The following is a 13,784-nucleotide window of genomic DNA, read 5'->3' on the forward strand; positions in this document are numbered from 1 at the left end:
CCTACATACCTTCCAATTGGCTGCCCTGCTTGTCCTTGCCTCCAAGGCGCTGGAGGAACAGGGCGAGTGCAAGGCCGATGAGTACGAGAATGACGGCGATGACGCTGGCAGGACCCATAAGGTTGGCCCGGAACCCCCGCAGGTACATGTCCAGGGCCAGGATCCGGGTGGAGTTGCCCGGGCCGCCGCCAGTCAGGACGAAGATCAGGTCGAAATACGTCAGGGATCCCACCACCATCAGGGTGGACGAGGTGATGATGGTGTACTTCAACTGCGGGAGGGTGATGTGGAAGAACTGCTTGATAATCCCCGCCCCGTCGATCTCCGCTGCTTCGTACAGTGACTTGGGAATCTGCCGCACTCCACCCTGGTAGATGAGCGTATGGAACGGCACGAACTGCCACGCAATCACAAAGATCACCAGACCCAATGCCAGATGCGGGACTCCCAGCCAGTCCTGGGCCAGGAACGGCAGTCCCAGGCCTGTGGCCAGGCCGAAATTCGGGTCCAGCAGGGCCTTGAAGGCGATCGCGACGGCGGCCGACGAGAGCAGCAGCGGCAAAAAATACAGCACCGCCAGGGCGGCCCGGTAGCGCTGGCTTCCCGCGGTGAAGACCCCCAAAAGGAGGCTGATGGGCGTCTGGACCAACCACGAGGCGATCATGATCAGGAAAGTCAGTCCGAGGGAGCTGTACAGCCCCGGGTCCGCAAGCACCGAGAACCAATTGCCCAGCCCCGCTGAACCGATGGCACCGATGCCGTCCCAACTGGCGAAACTCAGGATAAGGACACCGGCCAGCGGGACGACGGCGAAGACCAGGAAGAAGACCAGGGCAGGAATTGCCAGCCACGCTAGGGCCGTATTTCGCTGTCCGCTTTGCCCAGCGTCAGTTCTGGCGTTGGCCCCGGTCCCACGGGCGGTGGAGACGGCGTTACTCATTTCCCGAGGGTGGCATTCATGTTCTCAGCGAACTGCTGGGGCGTGATCGACTTGAGGAACAGCTGGTCGATGTTGTTCAGCAGGGCTTCGGCGGCGGTGGGGCTCAGTGCCTGGTCCCACGACTGCTGGAAGTTCGGCGCGTTCTTGGCCAGATCGTAGACGAAATTCAGGAAATCCTTGTCTGCCGACGTGTTGAGCTTGTCTTCGATGCCGTTGACAATCGGAACGGATCCGGAATTGATGTAGGTATCGATGACCGTCTCGGTCAGGATGCCGTCCTTGAAGAACTTCTTCGCCGATTCCTTTTCCTTGTCTGTGGCCTTGGAGGAGATCGACATGTACTGCGCTGGGTTCCCCACACCGTTCTTAGGGTCGCCCTTGCCGCCGGCAACGGTCGGGAACTGGACGAAGCCCAGCTTCCCGTCCTGGACGAAGTTCTGGCCGCCCTTCTTCATGGCGCCATAGGTCCACGAACCATGCAGCATCATGGCTGCCTTGCCCGTGAACAGAAGCGCCTGGTCAGCATTGGAGTCAGCGGCGATGGAGGAGAAGCCCTTGATGAAGCCGTCTGCCGAGACGAGCTCCTGGATCTTTGTGCCCGTCTCGATCACGGCCGGATCCTTCCAGGCATTGGGTTTGCCTTCAAAGATCGCCTTGAATACCTCGGCGCCTCCGATTCGGTCGAGCAGGTATTCAAGCCACATCATGGAGGTCCAGCGCGACTGCCCACCAAGGGAGAACGGCGCCACCCCCATGCCATTGAAGGTCTTCACCAGGGACATGACGTCATCCCAGGTCTTTGGCGGCTGGACGCCGGCCTTCGCGAACAGTTCCTTGTTGTAGAACAGGACGATCGGCGCGACGTACTGGTTGGGCAGCGCATAGATTTTCCCGTTGACGGTGGCTGCACCGAAGGAGGCCGGGAAGAACTTCTTCTTCAGGTCCGGATTCTCTTCAAACCAGCCGGTCAGATCGTCTACCTGGTTGGCCTCGGCATAGGTCTTCAGCGTCCCGCCGCCCCAGCCGTAGATGATGGTGGGCGCCTGGCCGGCGCCGATCGCGGTTTTGATCTTGGTTTTGTAGGCATCGTTTTGGAAGTAGGTCACCGCGATCTTGTCGTTGGCGTTGGCCGAACTAAATGCGTCCACCGCCTTCTGCATCGTGGTTTGGTTCGGTTCGCCGGACAGGTACCACATGGTGGCACCGCCTCCGCCGCTGTTGGAGGTCCCCGGTCCTGACGTTCCACAGGCAGTCGCCGCCATGGCAGCAAAGGGAGTAAGGGCAGCAAGGGCGAGGAAAGAGCGCCGGGAGGACTGGGGTTGCTTCATTGCTTCTCCATCTGAAAGTGCTTCTTTGAGCCATCCGACGGGCGTGGGCCGCCTGATGTGTTTCGAAATGTTTCGGATCCGTGATTTAGGTCACGGTCTAAACTAAGTCCATGAAAGCCGCGCCGTCAAGAGGTTTCGGAAAGTTTCGTACGATCTATGCAAGTACGCTTGACCCTGACAGCGACGTTCTGAAGAATGCAATTACCGAAACTATCGAAAGGTTGCGAACCTCATGGCACAGAAGACGCGCCAGGCTAAACCGACGCTGGCCACCGTGGCGCGGCAAGCCGGGGTCTCAACACCTACAGTCTCGAAAGTCGTGAACGGCCGTGAGGACGTTGCGCCGGCCACACGCGCCCGCATCTTGGCCGCGCTGGAACAGGCAGGGTACCAGTCGCCACTGCAGCGACGTGCAGCCGGAGAGACCGGCACGGTCGTTGAGGTGGTCATCGACGTGCTCGATTCCGCCTACATGGTTGAGGTTCTCAATGGCGTACTGCAGTTTGCTGCGGGTGCCGACGTCGAGATTTTGGTAAGCGTCACAGGCGCGGCGCCGATGGGCCAGCGCAGCCCCGAACGTCGCGCACAGCGCATGCTGGACGAGGGCAGGGCGGGAATGATCGTGGTGACGTCCGCTTTCAGCGAGGCCCAGCTGCATGCGTTCCGGCGCCGGCATATTCCCGTCGTAGTGATTGATCCGCTCAATGCGCCCTCGGCCGACGTGGTCAGCGTAGGAGCGACCAATTGGGCCGGTGGCAAAGCAGCGACAGACCATTTGCTGGAGCTGGGGCATCGCCGCATCGCCTACATAGGCGGCATCGAGGGGGCGGAATGCAACCAGGCTCGGCTCCACGGCTACATGGCCGCGCTAATGGCCCGGGGCGTGCCCATTGATCCCCAGTACATTATTTCCGGAGGTAGGTTCCGAAGGGAGAGCGGCATAACGGGGCTCAGGGCGCTGCTCAAGCTGGATTATCGCCCCACGGCAATCTTTGCCGGAAGCGACAGCATTGCGCTGGGTGTTATCAGCGAAGCAGGCCACCACGCCATAAATATTCCTGAGGACCTCAGCCTTGTGGGCTTCGACGGAACAAAGCAAGGCGAGGAATCCACACCGGCGCTGACATCAGTTGCCCAGCCACTGGAGGAAATGGGGCGCGCAGCGCTGCGTGCCCTGCTCCGCCAGGCCCGCGGGGAAGTCCCGGATTCCCACCGCGTCGAACTGGCTACCCATGTAATCGTCCGCGATTCAACGGCACCACCCCCGGCGTGAGCGCCCCGCACCAAGCCACAGGGGGGCCTCAGCGCATCAGGGGTCGGGGTCACTAACGGGCTGTTGATCCGTCAGTGCTGAAGCTGGGGCGGGCAACCGGCTCATCAAACACGGGCTCTCCGCTGGTGAGGTCTACGTCGGACTCCCGAATCGCATATTTCATGGCCGCTTCTGCCGCTTGGGGGTCGCCCGCTTCGACCGCATCGAGCACCCGACGATGGTCCGGGACCGGATCGAGCCAGGCCGCGCCGGGATGGTGCTGGATCCTGTTTCGGGCATTAAGGGCGTGCACAATGACCACGTCAAGACGCATCATCAGTTCGTTATGCGTCGCCCGCAGCAGGTGCAGGTGGAAGTCCTGGTCCGCCGCAGCGAGCCGTTCGACGTCATGCCCCGCCATCTCGAACTCGGCGAACGATCGCCTCAGCGCCTCAATATCTTCCGGCTTCCGATACTGTGCAGCCAGCTTCGCCGCGGCCGGTTCAATGACGTCCCGCAACTGCGAAAGCTCCGCCAGGAGACGGTCATCGTCCCGCCGTGCGGAGCGCCGCCACATAATGACGTCGCTGTCCAGCAGCTTCCAAGCCTTACGGTCGTTCACGATCGTTCCGCGCTTTGGCCAGGAGTCGATAAGCCCCTTCTCGCGGATAACGCGCAAGGCCTCCCGGATAGCGGTTTTGCTGACCCCGAACTCGGGCTCGAGGGAGTCGACGTCGATCCGGGTTCCCGGAGGGTAGTCGCCCCGGACGATGCGGAGCCCAAGCATGTCAACGAGGCCCGAGTGCAGATTGGTCATGCAGACAACTTTACCCCGCTTCGCGTCCACTATTGCCTTTATACCTATTATTAGTAATATAAGTATTGATGTGGCGAAGGTCACCACACGATTGCTTACGAAGGAGTAGCTATGTCATCACGCCTATCCCGCCCCTCGAGAACGATTTCGATCCTTGCCGTCCTGGCAGCGGGCGCCACGGCACTCGCTGGATGTTCGCCGGCATCCAACGGCTCGTCGGCCAGCCCGGAGCCTGCAACCATTACCTTTGCGGCTTCGACGCTCGGTGACCCGGGCCGTGGGCCCGGCCTGCAGAAGCTGATTGATGAGTACAACGCCAGCCAGGACACCGTCACGGTAGAACCGGCATCAGTGCCATACCCCAGTTTCGGCCAGACCGTACTGACACAGATGGGCGGCGGTGAAGGTCCGGACCTGGTCCGCTTCGACATGCCGGAATTCTCGACGGCAGCGTCCTCCGGCCTGCTCGAGTCCCTCGACGACAAGATCGACGCGGAAAAGTTGAAGCTCATTCCCGGCCCGGACAAGTACCTGACCGTCGATGATCACCGATACGGCGTGGTCTTCGAGAACTCGAACTACGGCATGTTCTACAACAAGGACCTCATCCCCGAAGCCCCAAAGACATTCGAGGAGTTTGCCCAGACGGCCAAGGACACCACCAAGGGCGATGTCTACGGTCTCGCCTTCCGGCAAACCCAGGCGGAAGAGGCCGGCGTCTGGCAGGACATCTTCAACTATGTCCTTGGCTTTGGGGGTGACTGGTCAGACGGCGAAAAGCTCACCCTCGACTCGCCGAAGGTGATTGATGGCCTGGAAGCGTACAAGCAGCTCTACGACGCGAACGTCATTCCGAAGGGCGCCGACGCCGCTACGTTCCGCAAAATGTTTGCCAACGGCAAGGTCGGAATGGAACTCAACAACGGCGGCTACGTGACGGCCACCAAGTCTGCCAACGCGAACCTCAACTTCAGTGTGGCCCGCATTCCGTTCCCGGAAAAGAAGCAGGGGGCGTTGCTGGCTCCAATCACCGTCAATGCCAACAGCAAGCACAAGGATGCGGCGCTTGACTTCATCAACTGGATGCTCCAGCCCGCACAGCAGGTCAAGCTCCAGGAAGTGCTCGGCGCCAGCAGCGTGGCAACGCCGACAGAGCGCAGCGCCGAAAGCCTCCAGAAATTCCCGTTCCTTCTGACGCTTGATGAGCTGACCGACTCGGGAGTCCCTCAGATCGTGAACGGTTTCGGTCCGCAGACTGCAGACATCCGCCACATCGTGGTAACCGAAGTGCTGACCGCACTCCAGGGCCAGCAGGATATGGCGACTGCGATGGAGAAGGCACAGAAGCAGGCGGAGGAGCTGGTCGGGCGATGACAGACCAAAGCAAGGGTCCGCGCCTTCTGGCACGGCCCCCTGGGCCGGCTGGGACGCCGGCCCCCGACACCCGTCGCACAGGAAACAAGCGACGCCGCAGGAGCCCGGCCGGGAGCCCTTGGACCCCGTACCTCTTCCTTGCCCCCGCAGCCCTTTACATCATCGTCTTCCAACTGGTCCCGCTCCTGCAGGAGGTTTGGCTCAGCTTTACGAGGACCACCCTACTCAACCCAAACAACAACATCTGGGTCGGGCTGGCGAACTACCAGTCCGTCCTGGCAGACCCCGGGTTCCGCCAGACCCTGCTCACCACGCTCATCTACGTCACGGCATGCGTCATCGGCGCAGTGGGCCTTGGCCTGCTCGTAGCCCTCCTGCTGAACGGCCGGTTCCCTGGCAGGGCGGTCGCCCGCTCGCTGGTCACCGTGCCCTGGGCGGCACCTGGAATTGCCGTCGCACTCATTGCGACATGGATGTTCAACCCGCAGTTCGGCATCCTCACACGCCTACTTCGGGGAATAGGAATCGACCCGGGTCCCAACGGTATCCTCGACAACCCCAGGCTGGCACTCGCGGCAATCCTTGTCACCACAATCTGGCAGCTGGTGCCGTTCGTGGCGGTCGTGCTCCTCTCGGCCCTGCAAGGCGTTCCGCAGGAGCTGGTGGAAGCCGCCCAGGTCGACGGAGCAGGACGCTGGATGATCTTCCGGGTGGTGACCTGGCAGGTTCTGAAGCCGACGATCGGTTTGGTCGCGGTACTGATGACCATCTGGTCACTGCGCCGCTTCGAGCTGATCTGGCTGATGACCCGCGGCGGACCACTGGGCTCTACGCGCACCCTCGTGATCGACCTCTACGCCCAGGCGTTTGAATCAAAGCAGCTGGGGACGGCCGCGGCCATCGGCATGGTGGGCATTGTCATCTCCCTGATCGTCATCGCCGGCAGTCGATTCGTCGCCCGCGCGGCCGCCAAGGAGGCATAATGCGCCGCATACGTTTGGGAGTGACGGCCCGTACCCTCGCCGTTCTCTTCGTCCTCGGGATTTCAATTTTCCCCATCTACTGGATGTTTGTGACCGCTCTGGCCCCTGACGAGGCCCTTTTCGGGTCATCATCAATAAACCTGCTTCCCGACTTCTCCCGCTTCGGCGTCTTCGCAGATGCACTGGCGGACGGCCAGGTGGTCGGCTGGCTGCTCAACAGCTTCATCGTTGCAGCCGGGACAACTGTCCTGTCCATCGGACTGGGCATCCCCCTCGGCTATGCCCTGTCGAGATTCACTTTCCGCGGCAAGGCCGTAGTTGGGCTGGCGCTGCTGTTCACGCAGATGCTCCCCGAGGCGCTGCTGGTTGTTCCGTTGTTTGCTATCTTCCGGCGATTCGACCTGCTGAACTCGCTGCACGGGCTGATCCTGGCCGACACCGCATTCACACTGCCCGTGGTGGCACTGATTCTCAAGGGGGCCATAGATGGCGTTCCCCGCGAGCTGGACGAGGCCGCGAGGGTCGACGGCAGCCGTCCGCCCACCGTCCTCGCCCGCATCATCCTGCCACTGATAGCCCCGGCGATAGCCGCCGCCGCAGTGATCGCCTTCTTCAGCGCCTGGAACGAGTACGTCTTCGCGGTCACCTTCGTGTTCGACAAGTCCCTGCAGCCGGCCTCAGTCGGTGTCGCCGGGTTCATCGGTGAGCAGGACACCTCTATCCAGACCATCATGGCCGTCGGCCTCCTGTTCACGCTGCCGGCCGTCGCCTTCTATCTGTTCGCACAACGATATGTCGTCAGCGGGATGACCGCGGGCGCTGTTAAAGGATGATCCACGAATGAAAATCACCAACCTCGACACCGTCGTTGTCGACTTTTACCGGACGAACCTCATCTTCGTCCGGCTCAGCACCGACGAGGGACTCACCGGCATCGCCGAGGCAACCCTCGAAGGCCAGGAACACGCGGTCCGCGGCGCCGTCGCCGTGCTCGCCGACGCGGTCCGCGGCAAGGACCCCACCCGGATCTCCCAAACCATTTACGAGCTCAACCGCGATGCCTACTGGCGTGGAGGGCCCGTCTCGATGACAGCGCTCAGCGCCCTCGAAATGGCGATGTGGGACGTCTCTGCCCGCGCGCTTGGCGTCCCTGTCCACCGCATGCTGGGTGGACAGGTCCGCGACAGAGTCCGGGCCTATGCCAACGGCTGGTTCTCCGGAGCCAAAACGGCTGAGGACTTCGCCGAGGCCGCCGTCCAGACGGTCGCCCAAGGCTTCCGCGGACTCAAGTGGGATCCCTTCGAAGCCGCTGACCTCACCCTCGAACCGCGGGATCTGCGGCGCATGCTCGAGCCCGTCGCCGCTGTCCGCGAGGCAGTGGGGGACGACGTGGAGCTGTTCATTGAAGGACACGGCCGCTTCGATGTCCCGACAGCCATTCGGGTCGCGCGCGAAATTGAGCAGTTCCAGCCGGTGTTTTTCGAAGAACCATGCCCGCCGGACGGGATCGATGCGCTCCTGGAGATACGCTCCAAATCGCCGGTACCGATCGCTGCCGGGGAACGCTGGTTCGGACGCAACACCTTTGTCCCCGCCCTCTCACGGAACGCGGTGGACTACATCCAGCCCGATGTCACGCACGCCGGCGGGCTCCTGGAGCTGTCGTTCATCTCTACGCTCGCGGCGGCCCATTACATTCCGTTCGCACCGCACAACCCGAGCGGACCACTCAGTACCGCGGCCACCCTGCAGTTGGGCGCGATGCTGCCCAATTTCCGCTACCTGGAAATCATGGCCTCGGACGTGCCGTGGCGCAGCGAGATCTCCAACGAGCGCCTCCAGCTGACCGGGGAGGGTGACATCCTCATCCCCGAAGGCATCGGCCTGGGCATCGAACTCGACTTCGAAGCGATCGCCGAACACCCGTACACGCCGCACCCGATGCGGATCTTCCATGATGCCGTCGCGGACATCCGCCCTCCGGATGCCCGCTCCTACTTCAACCTTGAGCGCACACCGGCCATCTGAGCAACGGGAGAACCCCGGAAGGAACAAGCGATGACCACATCACGCGATGAGACACAGAACCGTATCGTTACCGCCCACAGCGCCTATGAGCAGGCCAGAGACCTCGCGCCACAAGTACGCGCCCGCTGGCTGGAAGAGGTCGCCTCCGCATTGGAAGCCCACGCTGACGAGTTGGTCACCTTGGGACGCCAGGAAACGCACCTGGAAGAAGGACGGCTCCGCTCGGAGCTCAGGAGGTCCGTGTTTCAACTTCGGCTGTTCATGGCCGAAATCACCCAAGGTGTACACCTTGAAGCAACCATTGATCACGCCGACCCATCGTGGGGTATGGGCCCGCGACCGGACATCCGGCGACTTTCCGTGCCGCTGGGTGTGGTTGGTGTTTTTGGGGCCTCAAACTTCCCGTTTGCCTTCAGCGTCATGGGCGGCGACAGCGCATCTGCCCTGGCAGCGGGCTGCGCCGTCGTACACAAGATCCATGAAGGACATCTGCACTTAGCCGTGCGGACCGGTGCCGTAGTTCAGGAAGCGCTCGAACGGGCCGGCGCGCCCGTTGGCCTTTTTTCCACGGTCGTAGGCCGCGAGGCAGCGGAACTGCTCGTTGACCATCCACTGGTGAAGGCCATCGGATTCACCGGATCGACGGCCGGCGGGAGGGCCCTCTTCGACCGGGCCTCCCGGCGCCCTGCTCCCATCCCGTTCTACGGCGAACTGGGCAGCATCAACCCGGTCTTTGTCACCGAACGGGCATGGAGCGCCAGGCGCGAGGAGATCCTTGCCGGCTACGCCACGTCCTTCACCATGGGCATGGGCCAGTTCTGCACGAAACCAGGACTGCTGTTCGCACCGTTCACCGACGGCGACGAAATCGCCGGGATTCTTCGCCGCGAACTGGCCTCGAAATCCGCACACCCCCTCCTCAGCCCGAAGTTGCGGGAGGGGTACGACAAAGCACTGAACACGGTCCGGGCTACTCCCGGCGTTGAAGTCCTGGTGCCCGGGGACGAATCGGAGGCACCCCGGCCCACGATCCTGCTCACGACCGCTGATGAAATCCGCCGGCGCCCGGAAATCCTGGAACGCGAGATATTCGGCCCCGCCACATTGGTGATCGCGTACAGGCCAGGGACAGACCTGGCCTCGCTTGCCCGCCTCCTGGAGGGGCAGCTGACGGCCACGGTCCACGCGGATCCCGACGAAGATGTCACTGAGTTGGTTACGGAACTGAGGGAGCGGGCTGGTCGCCTGGTCTGGAACGCCTGGCCAACGGGGGTGACGGTAACCTATGCGCAGCACCACGGAGGCCCCTACCCCGCCACCACAGCGACCACCACATCCGTCGGAACCGCAGCGATCGGCCGCTTTATGCGTCCCGTTGCATACGACTCCTTCCCGCCCGCGCAATTGCCCGAGCCGCTGCGGGACGACAACCCTTGGGGCATCCGGCGGCGGGTCAACGGACTCTACGAATCAGCCACTGCAGGTGAGAACGCCAAATGATCAACATGACCTCACGGCAAATCGTTCCGACTGACTCCCAAGAAGCGGTCCTCATCGGCCGCGTCTGGGACCCCGCCTCCGGCGGTCCAAGAGTGGTCTGTGTCCGGAGCGAAGATGTTTTCGATCTGACCCCCGAAGTCCGCACGGTCGCTGAGCTTATGGACCACGAGAACCCACTGGAGCTTGTTCTCAATACGGCCGCCACCCGCCGTTGGAGCCTCGCGGAATTAACAGAGGCTTCGCTGGACCGGGACCGCAGCCGGCCCCACCTGCTTGCCCCCATTGATCTTCAGGTGATCAAAGCCTGCGGCGTGACGTTCGTTGAGAGCATGATCGAGCGTGTCATCGAGGAGCGCTGCGGCGGCGATTTCAACCGCGCCGCGGAAGTCCGCCAGGCTGTCGCCCAAGCCCTCGGCAGCAGCCTGGAGTCCATACGTCCAGGATCAGAGCAGGCCCGGGAGGCCAAGCGGTTGTTGGGTGCCCAAGGCATGTGGTCACAGTATTTGGAAGTCGGGCTAGGCCCCGATCCGGAGGTATTCACCAAAGCACCCGTCCTTTCCTCCGTGGGTTTTGGTGCCGACGTAGGGATCCCCAGCTTCTCCTCCTGGAGCAACCCTGAACCTGAGCTCGTCCTCATCATCGACTCCGCCGGCCAAGTCCGGGGCGCAACGCTTGGTAACGACGTCAACCTGCGGGATGTGGAAGGCCGCAGCGCACTCCTTCTCGGAATGGCGAAGGACAACAACGCATCCTGCGCCATCGGTCCACTGATCCGGCTCTTCCACCAGGACTTCACACTCGAGTCCCTACGGACCGAAGAAATCACCCTCACTGTAGAAGGCCTGGACGGCTACCAAATGGCGGGGCGCAACAGCCTGGCCCGCATCAGCCGCCCCTTCGAAGAACTCATCAGGGCAGCCCGCGGAAACCATCACCAATACCCCGATGGCTTCGCCCTCTTCACAGGAACACTCTTCGCCCCCACCCAGGACCGCGACACCGAAGGCCTCGGCTTCACACACAAGAACGGCGACATCGTCACCATCAGCAGCCCGCGGCTCGGGACGCTCGTCAACCAAACGCAGCGGACCGAGGACATAGAGCCGTGGACCTTCGGGATTGGGGCGTTGTTCAGCTATCTCTCTCAGCTGGCGACGGGCACCCCCGCAGGCGTTGCCGGCGCAGCTCCAGAGCAGGTGGATAACGCGGCCCGGTGAACGACTCGACCCGGCACGAGGGCAGCCATCCAGTCCTGGCGTTGGACTGTTAGGCCCCTTCGAGCACCTGTGTGGTGGCCCAGGTGAGGTACTTGGCGGCATTGGCGACGGCGTCTTCCGGGCTCGCCGCGACATCGAGGAGCTGGGCAGCGGCCACCACGCCGTGCTTGGCGAGGTCCTCCTGCGTCACCAGGATGCGTCCGGCCACCACAATGACCGGGATGCCAAGTTCACGGGCGGCGTCGGCAAGCGCGATGGGCGCCTTCCCGGTCAAGGACTGGGAATCCATGGAACCCTCACCGGTAATCACCAGGTCGGAGACCCCCAGCTGCTCGGCGAGACCGGTGAGCCCGGCCACCAGCGCGAAGCCGCCTTCCAGCTTGGCGTCGGTGAAGGCAAGGAACGACGCCGGGAACCCGCCTGCCGCGCCCGCGCCCGGAATGTTGACGTCCCGGCCGGTCGATTCCCGCAGCACTGATGCCCAGTTCCGCAGGCCGGCGTCGAGCAGTTCAACGGCGTCTGCGTCGGCGCCCTTCTGCGGGCCGAAAACGTGGGCGGCACCCTCGGGCCCGTACAGCGGGTTCCGGACGTCCACGGCGATCCGAAACTGCACTGCGGACAAACGGGGATCCAGCTCTGAGGTATCCAGAGCGACCACGTCGGCGAGTGACCCGCCACCGAGCGGCACTACGTTTCCGGCGGAGTCCAGCGGCTTGAGGCCGAGCGCGCGCAGGGCGCCGCTGCCGCCGTCGGTCATGGCCGAACCGCCAAGTCCCAGCACGATTTCCGTGGCCCCGGCATCCAGCGCCGCGGCCACCAACTGCCCGCAGCCGTAGCTGTGGGCCCGCAGCGAGTTCTCGGGGGTGGGCTCCATTTCGGCCAGCCCGGACGCTTGCGCCGTCTCGATCACGGCGGTGGCGCCGCCGAAGGCGGTTTTGCGGATGGCCCACGCTGCCCCGACGGGAGCCAGGATGGGGCCAACCACTGCGTTGAGCCGCTCTTCGTAGCCCGCCGAGACGGCCGCCTCCAAGGTTCCCTCGCCGCCGTCGGCCACGGGGAACTGGGTGGCCACTGCGTCCGGGTAGACGCGCAGCGCCCCTTCGGCGATGGCGGCGGCCGCCTCGGCGGCCGTCAGCGAGCCCTTGAACTTGTCCGGAGCAATGAGAATGCGCATGCGGTCCATCATGCCAGCCACGCTCCGGAACGCGCTTGCCAGATCCGTAATACGGACGCGTACTCGGCCGGCTGCCCAACTAGGTAGCAGCAGATGTCGTTTTCAGGGCTCAAAACGACATCTGCTGCTACCTAGTTGGGTGGGGGAACAGTCAGGCTGTGGAGCCGCGCACCACGAGGGAGCTCGCCAAGGTCAGCTGAGCCTGTTCCAGCGGCCTGCCCTCCATGAGGGCCCGCAGCTGCTCCCCTGCCTTCTGACCCAGCGCCGTCGCAGGCAGGTGCACGCTGGTAAGGCCGGGATTGCTGGTAGCCGAATACGGGAGGTCGTCAAAGCCGGCAACGGCAAGCTGGTGGGGAATGCGGACGCCTGCCACCCGGGCCTCCTGCAGCACACCGTAGGCGTGGGTATCGGTACCGCAGACGACGGCGGTCACCCCGGCCCGCTGCCAAAGCGGCCACGCCTGCGTGAAGGCGGCCGCCGCCGCACCGACGTCGATCGTGGTGCTGATTATGCAGCCGGAAGGCACCGAGATCCCCCGCAGTGCGGCTTCTTCCAGGAAGGCGGTGCGCCGGACATCGAAGGTGGCGGTGCCGGTCACGCTGTCCACGTAGGCCACCGTCCGGTGCCCGGCTTCGGCCAAATGGGCTGCCAACTGGCGTGCCCCGGAGGCCACGTCAAGGTTCACTGAGGGCGCGTACGACTCCAGCCCGGGGGCGTCGAGCAGCACCAGCGGCCCGGCAGCCGAGAGGTCCTCAAGGAAGTCGGAGTTCGGGGCGTCCACGAGAAGGCCGGCCGGGCGCAGTGCCATCAGCTTGCGGACGTCGTGGGCCTGGGGAAACTCGCCTGCATCCGTCACGGACAAAAGGAGCTGGTAGTCCGCGCCCAGGGAGTCCCTGACTCCGGCGATGACCTTGGCGAAGAACGGGTTGGAGATATCCGGCGCCACCAGGATGACAATGGAGCTCACGCCCTTGGCGAGCGAGCTGCCCACACTGTCCACCACATAGCCAAGCTCAGCGATCGCGTCCCGCACGCGCGTGATGTTGTCCTCGGATACGCGGCCCCGGGTTTTGCCATTGGCCACCAGGGAAACAGTCGCCGTCGAGACGCCGGCCCGGGCGGCAACCATGGCTGCCGTGACCCGCGCTCCCCGGCCCGGCTGCTGCTGGGT

At 63.6% G+C, this 13,784-nt stretch carries 12 protein-coding genes; 7 read left to right on the forward strand and 5 right to left on the reverse strand.

Features of this window, described 5'->3' with window-relative positions; translation table 11 throughout:
- Position 1 precedes the first annotated feature (1 nt).
- Together ACFC25_RS06485 and ACFC25_RS06490 are read right to left on the reverse strand one after the other, a co-directional pair.
- Entirely contained in the window at positions 2–940 is a 939-nt protein-coding gene (locus tag ACFC25_RS06485) for a sugar ABC transporter permease (RefSeq protein WP_337345376.1), read from the reverse strand.
- On the reverse strand, positions 937–2,268 hold the full coding sequence (locus tag ACFC25_RS06490; RefSeq protein WP_337345375.1) for an extracellular solute-binding protein: 1,332 nt from the start codon (positions 2,266–2,268) through the stop codon (positions 937–939). The genes ACFC25_RS06485 and ACFC25_RS06490 overlap by 4 nt, the downstream gene beginning before the upstream one ends.
- Before the next feature lie 232 nt (positions 2,269–2,500).
- Between ACFC25_RS06490 and ACFC25_RS06495 the strand changes: the two genes are divergently transcribed.
- Complete coding sequence (locus ACFC25_RS06495; RefSeq protein ID WP_376044515.1) at positions 2,501–3,541, forward strand: LacI family DNA-binding transcriptional regulator; 1,041 nt, start codon at positions 2,501–2,503, stop codon at positions 3,539–3,541.
- A 52-nt stretch (positions 3,542–3,593) separates the two neighbouring features.
- On the opposite strand, the gene ACFC25_RS06500 is transcribed toward ACFC25_RS06495, so the two are convergent.
- Positions 3,594–4,337, reverse strand: a complete 744-nt coding sequence (locus tag ACFC25_RS06500; RefSeq protein ID WP_376044516.1) for a FadR/GntR family transcriptional regulator — start codon at positions 4,335–4,337, stop codon at positions 3,594–3,596.
- Positions 4,338–4,448: 111 nt separating this feature from the next.
- Between ACFC25_RS06500 and ACFC25_RS06505 the strand changes: the two genes are divergently transcribed.
- From ACFC25_RS06505 to ACFC25_RS06530, 6 genes are read left to right on the forward strand one after another with little or no spacing between them, the layout of a single operon-like run.
- Positions 4,449–5,711 carry an ABC transporter substrate-binding protein gene (locus ACFC25_RS06505; RefSeq protein ID WP_376044517.1) on the forward strand — a complete coding sequence of 421 codons (1,263 nt, stop codon included), beginning with the start codon at positions 4,449–4,451 and terminating at the stop codon, positions 5,709–5,711.
- Entirely contained in the window at positions 5,708–6,694 is a 987-nt protein-coding gene (locus tag ACFC25_RS06510) for a carbohydrate ABC transporter permease (RefSeq protein WP_376044518.1), read from the forward strand. Before ACFC25_RS06505 ends, ACFC25_RS06510 begins: the two co-directional genes overlap by 4 nt.
- A complete protein-coding gene (locus ACFC25_RS06515; protein ID WP_337345370.1) occupies positions 6,694–7,527 on the forward strand; it encodes a carbohydrate ABC transporter permease in 834 nt (277 codons plus the stop codon). The genes ACFC25_RS06510 and ACFC25_RS06515 overlap by 1 nt, the downstream gene beginning before the upstream one ends.
- Before the next feature lie 7 nt (positions 7,528–7,534).
- Positions 7,535–8,722: a mandelate racemase/muconate lactonizing enzyme family protein gene (locus ACFC25_RS06520; protein ID WP_337350613.1), complete on the forward strand. Its 1,188-nt coding sequence runs from the start codon at positions 7,535–7,537 to the stop codon at positions 8,720–8,722.
- Positions 8,723–8,752: 30 nt separating this feature from the next.
- Positions 8,753–10,222, forward strand: a complete 1,470-nt coding sequence (locus ACFC25_RS06525) for an aldehyde dehydrogenase (NADP(+)) (RefSeq protein ID WP_376044519.1) — start codon at positions 8,753–8,755, stop codon at positions 10,220–10,222.
- Positions 10,219–11,439: a fumarylacetoacetate hydrolase family protein gene (locus ACFC25_RS06530; RefSeq protein WP_376044520.1), complete on the forward strand. Its 1,221-nt coding sequence runs from the start codon at positions 10,219–10,221 to the stop codon at positions 11,437–11,439. Before ACFC25_RS06525 ends, ACFC25_RS06530 begins: the two co-directional genes overlap by 4 nt.
- A gap of 49 nt (positions 11,440–11,488) precedes the next feature.
- Here ACFC25_RS06530 and ACFC25_RS06535 read toward each other — a convergent pair whose 3' ends face one another.
- Entirely contained in the window at positions 11,489–12,613 is a 1,125-nt protein-coding gene (locus ACFC25_RS06535) for a glycerate kinase (RefSeq protein ID WP_376044521.1), read from the reverse strand.
- A 151-nt stretch (positions 12,614–12,764) separates the two neighbouring features.
- Complete coding sequence (locus ACFC25_RS06540) at positions 12,765–13,742, reverse strand: LacI family DNA-binding transcriptional regulator (RefSeq protein ID WP_376044553.1); 978 nt, start codon at positions 13,740–13,742, stop codon at positions 12,765–12,767.
- Between the last annotated feature and the right edge of the window lie 42 nt (positions 13,743–13,784).

The organism is Pseudarthrobacter sp. NPDC055928, from assembly GCF_042270935.1.
Lineage (GTDB): Bacteria > Actinomycetota > Actinomycetes > Actinomycetales > Micrococcaceae > Arthrobacter.